A 17,606-nucleotide genomic window follows, 5' to 3' on the forward strand; every position below is an offset into this window, starting at 1 on the left:
CGAGCATGAAAGAAAAAACCGCGGCGGTGATTATGGCGCACGCCAGGGCCGAGTATCCGCGGGAATGCTGCGGCGTGGTGGCGCAAAAGTCCCGCGTGGAGCGCTATTTCCCGTGCCGCAACCTGGCGGACAACCCCACCGAGCAGTTTCATCTGGCGCCGGAAGACTACGTGGCCGCCGCCGACTGGGGCACCATCACCCTCATTGTGCACAGCCACCCGGATGCCACCACGCAGCCGAGTGAGCTGGACAGGGCGCAATGTGACGCGATGGAGTTGCCCTGGGTGATTGCCAGCTGGCCTGAGGGTGACTTGCGAACGATCATGCCGCGCGGGGAATTGCCGCTGGTGGGTCGCCAGTTCGTGCTGGGGCATACCGACTGCTGGGGGCTGATCATGAGCTATTTCCGGCAGGAGCACGGCATAGCGCTCCGGGATTACCGCGTTGATTATCCGTGGTGGGAACGGGGTGAAAACCGCTATCTGGAAAACTGGCATGCGTGCGGCTTTCGCGAGTTCGATGGCCCGCCGCAGCCAGGAGATATGGCGATCATGCAGGTTGCGGCGCCGGTGGCCAACCACGCCGGCATTCTGCTGGCAGATGGCCTGTTGCTGCACCATATGTACGGCATGCTCAGCCAGCGGGTGCCTTACGGTGGGTATTGGAAGGAGCGAACGGTGAAGGTGCTGCGGCACAAAGCGCTGATGTGATGCTATCATTCCACTTTTTAGCTTAAGGAAAAGGGTTATGAAGAAATTTGCTGGACTATTCGCTGTGTTAATCCTGTCTGGTTGTTCAACCACGTCCAATGAACTTCGATTGGCCTCGCCTGCGCTCAAAGGACATACGAGTAAGAATGCGGGTTCATATATTGGTTGCGTATTGAATAACTGGAATGAAAAAAATACCATTTCACCCATTAGTCCGCAACCAATTGAAAATGGCTACTCGGCACAGATAAATGACATGGCGAGGGGAGTGGTTATGCTTGTTGATGTGAGGAATGTTGATACAGGTAGTGACTTTATCTTTTATAAGAAAAGAGATATGAGTTTTTATGAAGCGGCAATTACAGCGTGTAAATAATCTGGCTGCATATACAATCTACGGTCCCCAGCTGGAATTTTGGCGGGTATGGGCGGTGATAGTGAGGTTTTCAGAGGCATGTCCATGGGGGAGAGCCTCTCTGGAGAGCTAACAGGGTATGGCTTCCGCGAGTTCGATGGCCCGCCGTAGCCAGGAGATATGGCGATCATGCAAGTTTCGGCGCCGATGGCGAACCATGCCGGCATTCTGCTGGCAGATGACCTGTTGCTGCACCATATGTATGGCATGCTCAGCCAGCGGGTGCTTTACGGTGGTTATTGGAAGTAGTGAACGGTGAAGGTGTTGCGGCATAGAAAAATGATGTAATTCTCTGTTAAGATGAAAAAAATAACAGAGGGATTACTGATGAAAAAACTCCTATTACCCATCACGTTGCTGATGCTGACAGGTTGCGCCAATCCAGAACTAACAAAAAAGGTTACCGCTGAATTTACATCTAAAAAGGATGTAAAGAATTTATCCGTTTGCATCGCTGAGAAATCAGACATGAGAACGTTTAATTTGCTACGAATTGAAACAACAGAAAAGCCAGCCAGGGACGGTGGTGTTTCTTTAGCTCTGATTAATGGCGGTGACTATATTGACATTATACCAGAGACATCAGGTAGCAAGGTTACATATCGTGGTGAAGGTTCGAGACCAATGCTCGGAATGCTAACGTACAGAAACGATGAAGTAGTCGCAGATATTAAATCATGTTTGTAAAAACAAACATAGTAATCAAAGCCATCAGTTGATGGCTTTTTTTATGGGGGTAATTACATGTCGTTAATTGAAGCTCCACTCAGAACGGTAAGATTTCACGGGCCGTTGATCAAAGCTTTTGGGAGAGAATTCAAGTATCGGGCTACGACGGTTCCCAAAGCCATTGATGCAATGAAGAACTTGTTACCTGGTTTCGAGCGCTACATGCTTGAAGCGCACAAACGCGGCCTGACATTTTCTATTTTCGTTGGTAAACGCAATGTCGGGCAGGATGAGCTGGAGCTCACCAAAGGGACGGAAGATATCCACCTTGTTCCCGTCGTGATTGGGAGCAAGCGCGCAGGATTATTCCAGACCGTGCTGGGCGTGGCGCTGGTTGCCGTGGCCATGTATGTTTCTGCGGGCGCAGGGACGGGGGCTCTGGGGGCATTTACGGCGGGTGGGGGAACTGGCATGGCGGCGATGGCCGGTGCTTCCATGGCCCTCGGTGGCATTCTCCAAATGCTCTCCCCGCAAATGGGCGGGCTGCGCATGCGGCAAGGCCCGGAAAATAAACCGAGCTATGCTTTTGGCGGGCCGGTCAATACCACGGCGCAGGGCAACCCCGTCGGCGTGCTGTACGGCACGCGTGAAATTGGCGGGGCGATTATCTCCGCGGGCATTTATACCGAAGACCAGCAATAACGACATCCGTTTGAACAGACAGCCGCAATAGCGGCTTTTTTTATGGGCGAAATATGGCACAGAACATGATCCGTGGGCGAAAAGGCGGCGGCGGTGGCGGCCACACGCCGGTAGAATCGCCGGACAGCATTCAGTCGATCGCCAGAGCGAAGATGTTGTTCGCATTGGGCGAAGGGGAGTTTGCCGGCGGGCTGGATGGCACAAACATTTTTGTTGACGGCACGCCGGTATTGAGCAGCGACGGAACGGAAAACTTTCCCGGTTTCCGCTGGGAATTCCGCCCTGGTTCGCAGGCGCAGGAATATATCCAGGGCATTCCCGCCGTTGAGAATGAGATCTCGGTTGGCAGCGAACTGAAAAGCGGCGCGCCGTGGGTGCGTTCCGTCGCGAACCTGCAACTTTCCGCCGTCCGCTTGCGCCTGGGGTGGCCCATGCTGCAAAAGCAGGCGGACAACGGCGACGTCAACGGCTATCGCATAGAGTATGCCATCGACGTGGCGACCGACGGCGGAAGCTACCAGGAGGTGTTAACGGCGGCGATCGACGATAAAACCACCTCGCTGTATGAACGCTCGCACCGCATCAATTTGCCGAAGGCCACCACGGGATGGCAACTGCGCGTGCGCCGGCTGACGGCTAACGCCAACAGCGCCCGGATCGCCGACCGGATGAACATCGAGGCGCTGACCGAGATCATCGATGCCAAGCTGCGCTACCCGAACACTGCGCTGCTTTACGTGGAGTTCGACTCAAAGCAGTTCCCCAACATCCCGAAGATCAGCTGCAAACCGCGCGGCCGCCTGATCCGCGTGCCGGACAACTACGATCCGCAAACGCGCAGCTATACCGGCATCTGGAGCGGCGGCTTTAAGTGGGCCTACAGCGATAACCCGGCGTGGGTGTTTTACGACATTATTTTGGCCGAGCGCTTTGGCCTGGGCGATCGCATCGATGCGTCTCAGGTCTCCGAGTCCGAGCTGTATCGCATCGCGCAGTATTGCGATCAGCCGGTGCCGGACGGGCGCGGCGGCGAGGGCATGGAGCCGCGCTTTACCTGCAACGTTTATCTGCAGTCGCGGGAAGAGGCCTGGACGGTGCTGAGCGATTTGGCCGGCATTTTCCGCGGCATGACCTATTGGGGGCAAAACCAAATGGTCGCCCTGGCGGACATGCCGCGCGATATGGACTTCACCTACACCCGCGCCAATGTTATCGACGGCAAGTTTACCTACTCGTCCGCCAGCGAACGCACCCGCTACAGCACCGCGATGGTCAGTTGGTCCGATCCGGGCAACCATTACGCCGATGCGATAGAGGCGGTATTCGACAGCGATCTGGTGCGCCGCTACGACGTGAACCAGACCGAGCTGACGGCCATCGGCTGCACCACGCCGAGCGAAGCGAACCGCCGCGGCCGCTGGGCGCTGTTGACCAACAGCAAGGATCGCACGGTCAGTTTCTCTGTGGGGTTGGACGGCATGATCCCCATGCCGGGACATATCGTCGGCGTGGCGGACCAGATGCTGGCTGGGCGGGTGATTGGCGGGCGCCTCAGCGGCGTGGACGGCCGTAAACTGACGCTGGACAGAAAGCCGGGCGCCAAAGCTGGCGACCGCCTGATCGTCAACCTGCCATCCGGCCGGGCGCAGGCGCGCACCGTGCAGGCGGTGAATGAACGCGTAGTGACCGTCACCACCGCCTACAGCGAGACGCCGGCGCCGGAAGCGGCCTGGTCCATCGACGCGGACGATCTGGCGGTGCAGCTTTACCGCGTGGTGGGCATCGCCGACAACGGCGACAATACCTATTCCGTCAACGCCGCGGAACACGATCCGAACAAGTACGCCCGTATCGATACTGGCGCGCGTATCGACGATCGTCCGATCTCCATCATTCCGCCCGGCGTGCAGGCGCCGCCGAAAAACATCACCATCGACAGCTACTCCTCGGTGAGCCAGGGTATCGCCATTACCACCCTGCGCGCCGCCTGGGGCGCGGTTGAAAATGCCACCGCCTATGAGGCGGAATGGCGCAAAGATAACGGTAACTGGGTAGCGGTGCCGCGCACCTCGGCGCTCGGCTTCGAGGTGCCGGGGATTTACGCCGGTCGTTATCGGGTGCGTGTGCGGGCCATCAACGCCAGCAATGTGTCGTCTGTCTGGGCGACCTCGATGGAAACCTACCTCAAGGGCAAAGAGGGTAAGCCGCCGGTGCCGGTCGGCTTCAAGGCATCGCCTTTGCTGTGGGGCATCCAGCTCGACTGGGCGTTCCCCACCGGCGCTGAAGATACGCTGAAAACCGAAATTCAGTATGCGGACAACGCCGCCGGGAATAACGCGATGCTGCTGGCCGATATCCCGTATCCGCTGCACACCCACGCCATGACCGGTCTGAAGGCGGGTCAGGGATTCTGGTTCCGCGCGCGACTGCAAGACCGCACGGGCAATCAGGGGGACTGGACTGGCTGGGCCGCCGGGCAGGCGAACGCGGACGCCGGCGATTATCTCGAGAACATCGGCGACGAGCTCCTGACCGCGAAAGACGGCGAGCGGCTGGTGGGCGATATCGACACCAACATCGACGCCATCTTGCAGAATGCGCTGGCCAACAACGCGACGGTGGATCACCAGTGGGCGCAGTACGGCACGGTGCGCGCCGATATCATGGTGGTGAAAACCACCATCGCGGAGGTCGATCGCGGGCTGGCCGAGATGAAAACCCAGGTGCAGGCACAGATTGACGACGTAGCGGCAGTGCTGGAAGACAAACTGACGGCGACGGTAGACGCCGACGGCGCAACGGCCATCCATACGTTGAAAGCGGGTGTGCGGGTGAACGGCACCTTTTACAACGCCGGTATGTCGATCGCCGTGCTGGCTGAAACCGGCAAGCCCGTTATCACCCGCATCGGCTTCAACGCCAATCAGTTCGTGTTGATGAGCGGCAGCGGCGACACGCAATACTCACCGTTCGCTGTAATCAACGGCCAGGTGTTTATCAGCGATGCTTTCATTCAGAACGCCTCTATCACGTCGGCGAAAATAGCGGATGCGGCAATCACCAACGCCAAAATCGGCGGCTTTATTCAGTCTGATAATTTCAGTGCGACCAGCGGGTGGAGGATGGATAAAAGCGGTGCAGGGGCCGGGCAAATCCAGATTAACGGCGGCGACGGTAATGGGCGCATGGAGATACGCGGCGACCAGATTAATGTTTATGACGCTGGCGGTAATCTGCGGGTGAGAATGGGGAGGTTGTAACGTGGCGTATGGCCTATGGATGAATGGCAAAGAGCTGGCGGCGGCTAATAGTATTTCACTATTAGCCAACGATAAGCAACCCTGGTTTGATGGTAATGGGCAAAAGGTTTATGTGCTACCGGATTACAAAGCTGGTAACCCTGTTTTTTTGGTCGGCCAAACTGGGATGATATTCGGTAGTCAAACGAATCCCCCATCTTACGGTGGGGTAACGGGATGGAGAACTCAGGGAAATCAAATCATTGTTGATGCGACATTTAAGAATGGAGCCTCTTTGTTTATTGAATATAGCATTTACCAGGTTCAACAGCCAGATAGCGTATCTGGAACTTATGGAATAATGATTCAAAACTCGGTGGACTGGATGAGCATTAACAGTTCGTCCAGACTGGGTTTTGTTGCATGGAAAGGGGAAGTGACGATTAACGGCAAATGGACATTGCCAGTCGTTCAAAACGATAACACCAAGGTTGTCTTTGTTCGGTGCGATGACCCCGGCGTTTCTATTTATCACGCTGTGCAATATAACGAATTAACGGTATCGCGTGATAATCGTTTAGGTGAGCCTATTTTAACCACAGCTAATGTGAAAGTGGTCATTATGAATAGTGGCTATTACCCGCCGACGCCAATCGGTTATGGGATGGTGATTAAGAATGCTTCCGGAAATAATACATTCACAAGTGATACAGAACCGTTAGTTTGGGATGGGCGCTCTGTTAATGTCGGTAGGAATCCAGAGGATTTAGTTGATACAGGAATAACTAGACCGATGATCCCCCTTGCAGTTAATGCGTTTATGCGTGGTAACTCAGAAATGAATGGCGGAGTTTATAACTATTACAGCTGTGGTTATCGGTTTAATGGTAGCTCTGTCCAATTCTGGCGCGCTGAATCAGGAACAAAAATTCAGACAAAATGGAATACATCAACCCGATGGTACTCGTCACAGATGTCGCTCATGGTTATTAACGCAGACCATTACTTCTAACAACCGGCCACTGAGCCGGTTTTTTTATGCAACGATTTAGGAGAGCATCATGCCCGCAGGCACTCTAACCCTAACGAACAATTCCGCTGTAGTGAAAGGTACCGGTACGGCCTTTAATACCGAGCTGAAAGCCGGTGATTTCATCGTGAGCGTTGTCGGCGGCGTCACCTATACGCTACCGGTGAAAACCGTTGATAGCGCCACACTGGCGACGCTGATTAAAGCCTATGACGGCCCAACGCAGGCAGGAGCCGCGTGGTATGCCTTACCGCGCGACGCGATGAACACCATTACCGCCCAGCTGGCCGCAGAGACAGCCAAAGCCCTGCGCGGGCTGAACCTCGATAAAGATAACTGGCAACAGGTATTCAGCGGCACCGGAAACATTACTGTGACGTTACCTGACGGCAGCACGTTTACTGGCCCAGCCTGGAACAGCTTCATATCTGCATTGAATTTGAAGGCGGATAAATCAGAAGTCGATAAAAAGGCCAATAAAAGCGACCTCGGCAACTCGGCTTCTCGTGATGTTGGCGTGAAGGCAGGAACTGTTGCTGCGGGAGACGATGTCCGGATTACTAAAGCTCTAAAAGCAGGTGAGTTCAATAGTGTAGAGCTTTATAACCAAGGCGGTAGGTCGCAGCAGAATATCGATTTTTATCAGTGGAATGGTGCCGGTACATCGCTAAAATCACGAATAGGATTATCGTCTGATGCTACTGGTTTTACTTATATGGCATTTATGGCCAACCGACCTGTTGCCGGATCATCGATGGACATCGCATTTTCCATTAATGGGAACACAAAAGTTGTTACAACGGAAAACGAATATACTCTGGCGGAACATGGCTCGCGGGTTTATTCCCCAAGAAATCCGGGCGGCTCTTGCGATATAAAGTTCAAGGAAAATGTTGTACCTGCCCCGGATAATTACGCACTTTCCATTGTGGAAAAAATGAATTTTGTCAGTTTTGACTATACGCAAGATGCTCCGAACGCGCCTGATAAAATGAGTTCAAGCTGTGGCCTTATTGCGCAAGAACTGGAGTTAATCTCTGATGAACTTATAAGAAAGACAATTGGTGAGGATTCATACAAATATCCAGACATCCAAAATCTATTGAATCTTGCACTTAAGGCTATTCAAGAGCAGGGGCGGTTAATCTCCCGCCTTGATACCGAATTGAATTTACTGAAGGAGAAATAAATAATGGTATTAATCAGCGGCGTACTAAAGGGACCTTACGGCGATTCTCGTTCTGGCGTAACGATTACGATGCGCTCGATGAAAACTTCTTCCACGGTGTTGAATTTAGCGAAGTCGCAATCTGTCACCGATGATACGGGCCGGTATTCGCTAAATGTTGAGCCAGGTGCCTACGAGGTGATTGTGTCAGTTTATGGCGCACAGCCGGAACGAGTGGGCACTATAGAGGTTTATACCGACTCCCTACCAGGTACACTCAATGATTTCCTGCGTCGTCCAGGCGAAAGTGATATCACCCCTGAAATTGTTCAAACTGTCGATGCTATGCGTGTTGACGCGGCAAAGTCTGCGGCAGCAGCCAAGGTGAGCGAAGAGAATTCAGAACGAAATGTATTACCTGTTACATCCGCTGGATTCGGTATTGGCCCTCGGAACGTGGGGGACATTTTCTCACCCAATAACATTTCTTCCATCGGTCGGTTTACTGGGACGACAACTAACGCTCCGTCTACAGTGCTCGGCTCATTCGTTGCACTACCAATGGACGGTGGCCCAACATGCGGATATATCGGCCTCACATTGAATCGGGGGCTGTATGTTGGCCGTTCCAACAGCACATCAAACAAAACCATTGAATGGAAAAAGGTTTTCACTGAAGAATACGGGCCAAAGGTTACAGATATTCCGACTTTAAAGGACTGGGGGATCAGCCTCGGTGGTACTGCTGCGAATAAAGGAAACTTCAATGCGCAAATGCAGAGCCGTCGAGGGTATGTTGCTACCGATCCTATCGGTAATCCATTCAAAGATACCGGAACTTATTTCCTCGATACGCGTTCCTGGGCTGTAACGCAGACGGGCAGCGATGACAGCTACCGAACGGTGCAGACTTGTTATGGTTATGGAGCAAGTGCGGCGCAGGTAGGAAAAATTGCTGTTCGTAGTTGGAACGGCACGACGTTTACCCCTTGGGTTTGGATATGGTCGGAAGCCAACACCACGGTTGACGGCAACGGTTTTATCAAGAAAGCCTCGCCGATCGTGAGATTGTCCGCTGCGCCCGAGCATATGCAGGCTGACTTTCTGGAAGGCGGCTTTGCTCTGGCCGGGTGCGCAGCGGTTAACGGTGAGGCGACAGGGGTGAGTGCAGAGCGAATCTCTACCGGCGTTTATCAGCTGAATGGCTCACTGGGATTGGCAAAGGAAGGGTGGACCATCGAGGTGCCGCAGGATATCAATGGTAACCGCCTGTGCTTTGTGGAAACCGCTACTGATAGCGACGGTGGCATCACGGTGAAAATCAGCAAACGTCGTTTTGACATCGATACCGCGACGGTCGTGGCCGGCGAAGCGATGGATATCCCTGAAGGGCGCTGGATCGATCTGCGCCTCGTCATGCCAGCGCGTGAAGAGGTGGAAGTGTTGCCGCCGGAGGCGCTGGTATCAAACGATGAAACGTCATCGGAAACCAACGCGGTTTCATAAATAAAGGGGATGCCAGGTAAAATGCCGATGCAGTAGGTTTTTGGCCGCCTATTGCATCGGCGCCGGCATTATCACCGATAGGCTCGGGCAAACACGCGGCCCGTTCCGCTTGGCAAGGTTCCCGCTGAGTGGGCGTCACTAGCGTTATTGCCCGTCAAATCTCAGTGACCAGCCACTGATCCGCTTCTTCGAACATCTCTTCCAACATTCGGTTCAACTTCTCACGATCGCTTTTGCTGGCGTCGGAGTTCAGGCCGTTGGCCTGCATCGGCTTCACTCGCACGTCCGCCCCCGGGAACAGCGCATGCACGCGTTTTTCCAGCTCGTTGCGAATAATCTCGGCGGCGTTGGGCAACCCAGCGACGTTGCGTTTGTCGTACACCAATTCTACAAACATGACTCACCTGTAAATACTGATTTAATGTACAGTATTCTGGCCTGAGGAAGGTCGGTTGGCAAGAGGGGGCGCGGAATTTTGCACGATGCGTTCATTCGTGCGCGGCGTGCGGTAAAGCCTGCAGCTGAATCACCAATTCCGCCAGGCTGGCGGCCTGCATTTTCTCCATCACTTTCGCCCGGTGAACCTCCACGGTGCGCAGGGCGATATTCAGCCGTTCCGCCATTTCCCTGTTCATCATGCCTCGCACCACCAGATGCGCGATGTCGCGTTCTTTCGGCGTGAGCGTGCGGTAGCGGCCGCAAGTTTCATGGCATTGCCAGGCCTCGGCGGAGGCCTGCTGCGCCCGTTCGAGGGCGGCGATCAGCGGTTCAGCGGCGATCGGTTTTTGCAGGAAATCCACCGCGCCGTGCTTCATCTGTTCCACCGCCATCGGCACGTCGCCATGGCCGGACAGGAACACCACCGCCAGTGTGCTGCCCTGGCGGCGCAGTTCCCCGTAAACCTGGTGGCCATCGAACTTCGGCATCCGCATGTCCAGCAAGACGATCCCGGTCTGAAACAGGTCGGCCTGCGCCAAAAAGCCGGCGCTGTCATTCCAGCAGTGCACGTTGTGGCCGAGGCTGCTCAGCAAAAAATGGCAGGCGTCGGTGACGGCGACGTCATCATCCACCAGATGAATTAGCGACATGGTTTTCCTCATCGTTCAATATGAAATGCAGCGTTACGCACAGCCCATTGCGGCTGTCGGGGGCCGGGCGATTAGCCAGGCGGATTTCGCCGCCGCCATAGCGGGCCAGGCGCCGGCAAATGGCTAACCCCAACCCCATGCCGCCGGCTTTGGTGGTGTTGAAGGGGCGAAAAGCCTGTTCCAGCCCGGCCGTTGTCATGCCGCCCGCGTTGTCCTGCAGATGCAACTCGATCGCCCGTTCGCCCGCGGCGGCGGAAAGCCAGACGGCATTGGCCCCGGCCTGCGCCGCATTCAGCAGCAGGTTCACCAGCAGCTGTTCCAGCAGCGCCGGCGGCAGGGTTAGCGTCAGCGAAGGTGCCACATTGTTGAACAACGTCAGGTCGGGATAGCGCTGCGTCAGGCGTAGCAGTGTCCACACCCGCTCGGCGGTTTCGCTTACCGCAGTGGGCCGCCAGCTCGTTTGATCTATCGCCTCATCGGTGGGCCGCACCCACTGGCGCAGGTTATGAATCGTCTCGCCGCCGCGCTGCGCCTGCCGGTCGATATTTTCCAGCGGCCCCAGCAGCGGATGCCCGGTGTCCGTTTTACGCAGTTGGATCAGGCATCCCTGCGCATAGTGGCGAATAGCCGCCAGCGGTTGATTGAGCTCGTGTGCGAAGCCGGAGGCCATTTCCCCCAGCACGTTCAGCTGCCTGGCATTCTCCAGCGCCTGCTCCTGTCGCCGCAGTTGCTCTCCGGCATGGAGCAGTTGCCGCCCGCGCCGGCGTACCAGCAGCGCGATCCAGATATGGTTGACGATCAACAGCGACAGCACCGCCAGCGACAGTCCGACGGCCGTCTGATGCTGGATCAGCCAGCTCTTGATATCCAGCCATAGCCGCCGCTGTTCCGGGTGTCGATTGACGGCGCGCAGCAGCGCTTCCACCTCGCTGGTCGAGGCCGGTGCGCCCCACTGAAAGGGAGACTGCGGCGGTGCGGTCAGCAAGGCTCTTGCCACCGCATCCACCAGTGAGTTATCCAGACCGGGCAGGGCGGCGAACGACCAGTTGGGGTAAAGCGGCGTGCTGGTGACGCAGGGAACCGACGTGGCCTGTTGCAACAGCGGGCGAAAATCCGCCGGATTGATCAGGCCTTCCTTATCCATTTTCTCCAGCAGGCAGACCGGGACGATGGCGGCCTGAATGGCGCGTTCGCGCAACAGATAGATCAGGGCGTCGGCAGGGAAGCCGGTAAAGCGCAGGTGAAAATCGCGCTCGGGCCGTATGCCGGCGTCGCTGAGCGCCTTATAACCGGTCAGATAGCCGCCGAAGGCCTGCGGATCGATGGCGCCCACCGTTTTGCCCATCAGCGCCTGCGGCGTCGTAATGCCGCTGTCGCGCCGCACCAAAATCACGCTGCCGATGATGTTGCCCGTTGCCCGATCGCCGTTGGCGGCGCGCAACGACGCCAGCCAGCGCAGATGATAGTGGCTGTTCAACTGCACGAACTGCGCCGGATTAGTGACCACGAACTGCACGCTGCCCCGATTGACCGCTTCGCGCATCTGCGCCAGATCGAGCGGCTGCAGGCGGAAGCGTTCACTGCCGACGCTGCCGTTGAGACTGTCGATCAGCGGCTGCCAGTCACGCGCGGTCGCCGCATCGCCGCGCATCGCCAGCACGCCGACCGACCACTCGCCCGCCTGTGCCGCCATCCCCCAGCCGAGACTGAACAGTAATAACACGACCTTCACGGCCCCTCCTGATGGGCAATCTGCCTGCCGTCACTTGTTTTAGATCAACGTTAGGTTCGGTATGTGGTTAACCACAATAGAGCTGAGCCCAATGTCATTTTTACACTGTAAATCATCGACATTGTTTATTCATCTAACGGGCATCAATAGCGTGATCGGGGTGATGCCCAGGACGTGGGAGAGGCGCATGGATTTCGGTAAACGGCAGTTTTTGCAGCGGCTGGGCGTGTTGACGGCGGGGGCTTCGCTGATCCCCGTGGCGGAGGCCGGGCTGACGTTAGCACCGACGCGGCGCGAGGGAGATGCGAGCCGCCGTTACGCGATGCTGATCGATCTGCGGCGCTGCGTCGGGTGCCAGGCCTGTACCGTGAGCTGCGCCATTGAAAACCAGACGCCGCACGGCGAGTTCCGCACGACGGTAAACCAGTACCAGGTCAGCCTCGAAGGCGAAGAGGTGGCGACCAACGTGCTGCTGCCCAGGCTGTGCAACCACTGCGACAACCCGCCCTGCGTGCCGGTATGCCCGGTACAGGCCACCTTCCAGCGCGAGGACGGGATCGTGGTGATCGACAACAAACGCTGCGTGGGGTGCGCCTATTGCGTGCAGGCCTGTCCGTACGATGCCCGTTTTATCAATCACGCTACCCAAACGGCGGACAAATGTACCTTCTGCGTGCACCGGCTGGAGGCGGGACTGTTGCCGGCGTGCGTGGAGTCGTGCGTGGGCGGGGCGCGGATCATCGGCGATATGCGCGATCCGGACAGTACGTTGAGCAAGCTGCTGCGGCGCCACGAGGCCGAGATCAAAGTCCTCAAGCCGGAGAACCAAACTGCGCCCCATGTGTTTTATCTGGGGCTGGATGACGCCTTCGTCACGCCGCTGCCGGGGCGGGCGCAGGTCGCTTTATGGGGGGAGGGACGATGAGCCGCCAACTGATGATCGCAGAAGTTCTGAGCCAGCCGCAGGCGGTGAGCTGGCTGCCGTGGACCGTACAATATTTCTTCTTTATCGGCATTGCCGCCTGCGCCGCGCTGCTGGCCTGCGTGTGGCGCTGGCGCGGTGGAGACAACGTCGCACATTTGGAGCGCACGGCGCTGTTTATCGGGCTGACGTGCGCCATCACCGCGCCGCTGGACCTGCATCAAACCGCTCGCTTTTGGCATTTCTACGCCTACCCGACGCCCTGGTCGTGGATGCCGTGGGGTGCGCTGTTCTTGCCGCTGTTTACCCTGCTGATCGGCCTGTGGTTTCTCGCGATCGAATTTACACGGCTGACGGGCAGGCGAGTGGCGCTGCTGCGTGGGATCGCGCCTGCCTGCGCGCTGGTGGCTATCGGCCTGCTGTTGTACACCGGGCGTGAGGTTTCCGTCGTGCGCGCCCGCCCAATCTGGTTCAGCTACGCATTTCCGATCGTGATGTTCCTCAGCGCGCTGCAGGCGCTCTTGGCCTTGCTGCTGCTGACATTGCGCGAACGGCCCGGCCTGCAAGCGCCACTGGCGCGCGGGATGCTGTTGACGTTGCTGCTGCTTGGCGGGGCGTTCCTGCTGTGGGTGTGCGGCGATACGTTATCCGGCTCGGCGGTACGCCACTGGCTGCAGACGCAGGCGACGGCGCGCCGGTATGCCGCGGGATGGATCGCACTGTGGGGGCTGTCGCTGGCGTGCGCCGCTTGGGCTGCCTATCGACGTTTACCGCGCGGCGGCGCGCCGCTGCTGGTGGCAGGCGCGCTGGGGCTGAGCTGGCTGATGCGCTGGACGCTGTTGATCGAGGTGCAAACCGTCCCGAAATACAACGCGTCTTACCACTTCTATAGCCTGCCGTTCGGCACCGACGGCTTGCTGGCGATCGTCGGCACTTTCGGGCTGTGGCTGGCGTTAATGATCATGGTGCGTGAAGCACAGGCGTTTTTACTGCGGAGAAAACAACATGGCTAAACTCACCCGGCGTCAGTGGTTGAAAGTGGGCCTGGCCTTCGGCGGATTGTCCGCTTTCGGCCCGAGTTACCGGGAAGTCGCCAAACGGGCGATCGACGGTTTGATTCACGGCACCTCAGGGCGGGTGACGTTGGATCGCATCAACGGCAACTCTCTGCCGCCCGAAGGGCGGGCGGTGCCGGAATGGCAAGGCAATTCGCAGCAGGCCATCTCGATGACCCAGTGTTTCGGTTGCTGGACGCAATGCGGCGTGCGGGTACGGGTGGACAGGCAGACCGACCGGGTACTGCGTATCGCCGGCAACCCTTATCATCCGCTGTCTCAGGAACGGCACGTCGACTCTGCCTTGCCGCTGCAGGACGCGTTGGCGCAGCTGGGCGGCGAAAGCGGCCTCGATGCCCGTTCGACCGCCTGCGCGCGCGGCGCCACGCTGCTGGAGGGGCTTTACAGCCCGCTGCGCGTACTGGAGCCGATGAAGCGCGTCGGCAAGCGCGGCGAGGGCAAGTGGCAACGCATCAGCTTCGAACAGTTGATCGCTGAAGTGGTAGAGGGCGGCGATCTGTTCGGCGAGGGGCATGTGGACGGCCTGCGGGCGATCCGCGATCTGGAAACGCCGATCGACGCTCGACGGCCGGGGCTGGGGCCGAAAGCCAACCAGCTGCTGGTGACCAACGCCGGTGACGACGGGCGCGACAGCTTCCTGCGGCGCTTCGCTCAGAACAGTTTCGGCAGCAAAAACTTCGGCGCGCACGGCGCATACTGCGGGCTGGCATACCGTGCCGGTTCCGGCGCGTTGATGAACGATCTGGACAAGAACCCGCACGTGAAACCGGATTGGGAACAGGTCGAATTCGCGCTGTTTATGGGCACCTCGCCGGCGCAGTCCGGCAACCCGTTCAAGCGCCAGGCCCGGCAGTTGGCCAGCGCCAGATTGCGCAGCGAGTTCCGCTATGCGGTAGTGGCGCCGGCGCTGCCGCTGACCACCACGCTGGCGGACGATCATGGCCATTGGATCCCGGTGCTGCCGGGCACCGACTCGGCGCTGGCGATGGCGATGATCCGTTGGATCCTCGACAACCGGCGTTATCAGGCCGGCTATCTCGCCATACCGTCGGAGGCCGCCATGCAACGCGCCGGCGAGAAGAGCTGGACCAACGCCACGCATCTGGTGATCGCCGAGAGCGAGCACCCGCTGGCGGGGCAGCATCTGACGCTCGCTCATCTGAACGGCGCCGAGTCGGCGTCGCCGCTGGTAGTCAACGGCGCGGGGGAACTGGTGCCGGCCGAGGCGTGCGACCGCGCCGAACTGTGGGTAACCCGCACGGTGACGCTGCACGACGGCGCGCAGGTGGCGGTGAAAAGCGGTTTCCAGTGTCTGAAAGAGGCCGCCGACAAACTGTCGCCGGAGGCGTACAGCCGGGAATGCGGCGTGCCGGTGGCGCGTATCGCGGCGCTGGCCGAAGCCTTTACCGCCCACGGGCGTAAGGCGGCGGTGATCGCCCATGGCGGGATGATGGCGGCAAACGGGTTTTACAATACCTGGTCGGTGATGATGCTCAACGTGTTGATCGGTAACCTGAGCCTGGCGGGCGGGGTGTTTGTCGGCGGCGGCAAATTCAACGGCTTCGCCGAGGGGCCGCGCTATAACCTGGTCGAGTTTCCCGGCCTGGTAAAACCGAAGGGGTTGAATATCGCGCGCAGCAAGGCCGCTTATGAAACCTCCGACGAATACCGGGAAAAAGTGGCGGCGGGCGTTTCACCCTGGCCTGCCAGGGCGCCCTGGTATCCGTTCGTCGCCGGGCAGTTGACCGAGCTGCTGACGTCGGCGCTGGCGGGGTATCCGTACGGGCTGAAAGCCTGGATCTCGAACATGACTAACCCCTTGTACGGTATTGCCGGGTTGCGCGGCGTGGCGGAAGAGCGGCTGAAAGATCCGGCGCGTTTGCCGCTGTTTATCGCCATCGATGCGTTTATCAACGAAACGACGGCGCTGGCCGACTATATCGTCCCGGATACCCATAACTTTGAGAGCTGGGGGTTCAGCGCCCCCTGGGGGGGTGTCGCCAGCAAGGCCACCACTGCACGCTGGCCGATAGTGACGCCGGCGACCGCGAAAACGGCGCAAGGGCAGCCGATCTCCATGGAGGCGTTTTGCATCGCGGTAGCCAAACACCTGGCGCTGCCGGGGTTTGGCTACCGCGCAATCGGCGACGGCCAGGGCGGGCTGCTGCCGCTCAACCGCGCCGAGGATTATTATCTGCGCGCCGCCGCCAACGTGGCGTTTGCCGGCAAAGCGCCGGTGCCGGGCGTGCAAGCGGAAGAGCTGGCGCTGACCGGCGTCGATCGCTTGTTGCCGCAGCTTGCGCAGACGCTGCGCGCCGATGAAGTCGACCGCGTGGCGTTTATCTACAGCCGCGGCGGCCGGTTCGCCGAGCATGACAGCGGCCGTCGCGACGGCAGCGTGGGCAACCGCTGGGAGAAGCCTCTGCAGATCTGGAATGCGGAAGTGGCGAAGCACAGGCATGCGATTACCGGCGAGCGTTTCAGCGGCTGCCCCACCTGCTACCCGGCGCGTTTGTCGGACGGCCGCGCGGTGGAAGAGCTCTACCCTGAGCGGCAGTGGCCGCTGCGGCTGATGTCCTTCAAATCCAATGTGATGAGCAGCTCCACCGCAGTGATCCGGCGCCTGCACGACGTGAAGCCGGTGAACCTGGTGGCCCTGAACCCGGCGGACGGGGTGCGTTTCGGCATTCAACACGGTGATTGGGTGAGCATCAGTACGCCGGGCGGTAGCCGGGAGGCGCAGATCAGTTTGCTGGCGGGGGTGATGCCCGGCGTGATCGCGGTTGAGCACGGCTACGGCCACCGGGAGATGGGGGCCAGCCAGCACTACCTGGACGGCGAGCCACTGGCGATGGATGAGCGCATCGCTGCCGGCATCAACCTCAACGATTTGGGCTTTGCCGATCCGACGCGCGAAGTACCGAACACTTGGCTGGATTGGGTGACCGGTGCGGCGGTGCGTCAGGGCATTCCGGCGGCGATCGTCAAACTCTCCGCGTAAACGACAGACGAAAAAAAACCTGCTGTAACAGCAGGTTTTCTTGAATTTGGTCGGCATGAGAGGATTATGCGCATCTTCGATGCTTGCCCTGCGGGCCGTTGCTAAAGCAACGTGGTCTCACTACGTTCGGCTCAAACCTCCTTCGGAGATTCTCATCCTCTCAGTGTGCAGACGAAAAAAAACCTGCTGTTACAGCAGGTTTTCTTAAATTTGGTCGGCATGAGAGGATTCGAACCTCCGACCCCCGACACCCCATGACGGTGCGCTACCAGGCTGCGCTACATGCCGACGCTATGAAAAATCATACTACCGATTCCCGATGTTAATGCAAGCGCCTCGCCACTTGAT

At 58.3% G+C, this 17,606-nt stretch carries 14 protein-coding genes, 1 tRNA gene, 1 other RNA gene and 1 pseudogene; 12 read left to right on the forward strand and 5 right to left on the reverse strand.

All coding sequences use genetic code 11. The features are described from left to right. Positions 1-5 precede the first annotated feature (5 nt). The 9 genes and pseudogenes from ACYF6X_RS03675 to ACYF6X_RS03715 all read left to right on the forward strand — a co-directional run bounded on the left by ACYF6X_RS03675 (position 6) and on the right by ACYF6X_RS03715 (position 9,439). Entirely contained in the window at positions 6-710 is a 705-nt protein-coding gene (locus ACYF6X_RS03675) for a C40 family peptidase (RefSeq protein ID WP_130017855.1), read from the forward strand. Positions 711-747: 37 nt separating this feature from the next. Next, entirely contained in the window at positions 748-1,086 is a 339-nt protein-coding gene (locus tag ACYF6X_RS03680; RefSeq protein ID WP_130017856.1) for a hypothetical protein, read from the forward strand. A 120-nt stretch (positions 1,087-1,206) separates the two neighbouring features. After that, positions 1,207-1,374: pseudogene (locus ACYF6X_RS03685) on the forward strand (NlpC/P60 family protein); the annotation flags it as partial. A gap of 78 nt (positions 1,375-1,452) precedes the next feature. Beyond that, positions 1,453-1,812, forward strand: a complete 360-nt coding sequence (locus ACYF6X_RS03690; protein ID WP_130017857.1) for a hypothetical protein — start codon at positions 1,453-1,455, stop codon at positions 1,810-1,812. A 57-nt stretch (positions 1,813-1,869) separates the two neighbouring features. Beyond that, entirely contained in the window at positions 1,870-2,496 is a 627-nt protein-coding gene (locus tag ACYF6X_RS03695; RefSeq protein ID WP_149559603.1) for a tail assembly protein, read from the forward strand. A gap of 53 nt (positions 2,497-2,549) precedes the next feature. Beyond that, positions 2,550-5,756: a TipJ family phage tail tip protein gene (locus ACYF6X_RS03700; RefSeq protein WP_130018064.1), complete on the forward strand. Its 3,207-nt coding sequence runs from the start codon at positions 2,550-2,552 to the stop codon at positions 5,754-5,756. Positions 5,757-5,775: 19 nt separating this feature from the next. Then, entirely contained in the window at positions 5,776-6,747 is a 972-nt protein-coding gene (locus ACYF6X_RS03705; RefSeq protein ID WP_130018063.1) for a DUF6453 family protein, read from the forward strand. Positions 6,748-6,796: 49 nt separating this feature from the next. Beyond that, positions 6,797-7,954: a tail fiber domain-containing protein gene (locus tag ACYF6X_RS03710; protein ID WP_130018062.1), complete on the forward strand. Its 1,158-nt coding sequence runs from the start codon at positions 6,797-6,799 to the stop codon at positions 7,952-7,954. 3 nt (positions 7,955-7,957) lie between these two features. Further along, positions 7,958-9,439, forward strand: coding sequence for a phage tail fiber protein (locus tag ACYF6X_RS03715; RefSeq protein ID WP_130018061.1), 1,482 nt, complete (start codon positions 7,958-7,960; stop codon positions 9,437-9,439). 154 nt (positions 9,440-9,593) lie between these two features. Here ACYF6X_RS03715 and ACYF6X_RS03720 read toward each other — a convergent pair whose 3' ends face one another. From ACYF6X_RS03720 to ttrS, 3 genes are all read right to left on the reverse strand, one after another. After that, the gene (locus ACYF6X_RS03720; RefSeq protein ID WP_063989016.1) at positions 9,594-9,836 is read right to left on the reverse strand and encodes a DinI family protein; all 243 of its coding nucleotides are present in this window, start codon (positions 9,834-9,836) and stop codon (positions 9,594-9,596) included. A gap of 91 nt (positions 9,837-9,927) precedes the next feature. Next, on the reverse strand, positions 9,928-10,527 hold the full coding sequence (gene ttrR / locus ACYF6X_RS03725) for a tetrathionate respiration response regulator TtrR (protein WP_107227621.1): 600 nt from the start codon (positions 10,525-10,527) through the stop codon (positions 9,928-9,930). Beyond that, a complete protein-coding gene (gene ttrS, locus ACYF6X_RS03730) occupies positions 10,502-12,220 on the reverse strand; it encodes a tetrathionate respiration histidine kinase TtrS (protein ID WP_130018067.1) in 1,719 nt (572 codons plus the stop codon). Before ttrS ends, ttrR begins: the two co-directional genes overlap by 26 nt. A gap of 226 nt (positions 12,221-12,446) precedes the next feature. On the opposite strand from ttrS, the gene ttrB reads away from it, so the two are divergent. From ttrB to ttrA, 3 genes are read left to right on the forward strand one after another with little or no spacing between them, the layout of a single operon-like run. Further along, positions 12,447-13,184 (forward strand): tetrathionate reductase subunit TtrB, encoded by a 738-nt coding sequence (ttrB, locus tag ACYF6X_RS03735; protein ID WP_130018060.1) that lies wholly within the window; start codon positions 12,447-12,449, stop codon positions 13,182-13,184. Next, positions 13,181-14,194, forward strand: coding sequence for a tetrathionate reductase subunit TtrC (ttrC, locus tag ACYF6X_RS03740; RefSeq protein ID WP_460925126.1), 1,014 nt, complete (start codon positions 13,181-13,183; stop codon positions 14,192-14,194). Before ttrB ends, ttrC begins: the two co-directional genes overlap by 4 nt. Next, entirely contained in the window at positions 14,187-17,258 is a 3,072-nt protein-coding gene (gene ttrA, locus ACYF6X_RS03745; RefSeq protein WP_130018058.1) for a tetrathionate reductase subunit TtrA, read from the forward strand. The genes ttrC and ttrA overlap by 8 nt, the downstream gene beginning before the upstream one ends. A gap of 47 nt (positions 17,259-17,305) precedes the next feature. Here ttrA and ACYF6X_RS03750 read toward each other — a convergent pair. Both ACYF6X_RS03750 and ACYF6X_RS03755 read right to left on the reverse strand, forming a co-directional pair. Next, positions 17,306-17,435: non-coding RNA, RtT sRNA (locus ACYF6X_RS03750), on the reverse strand. A gap of 34 nt (positions 17,436-17,469) precedes the next feature. Continuing rightward, positions 17,470-17,546 (reverse strand) — tRNA-Pro (locus ACYF6X_RS03755). Positions 17,547-17,606 lie beyond the last annotated feature (60 nt).

The organism is Serratia sp. ID 25-353, from assembly GCF_054792795.1.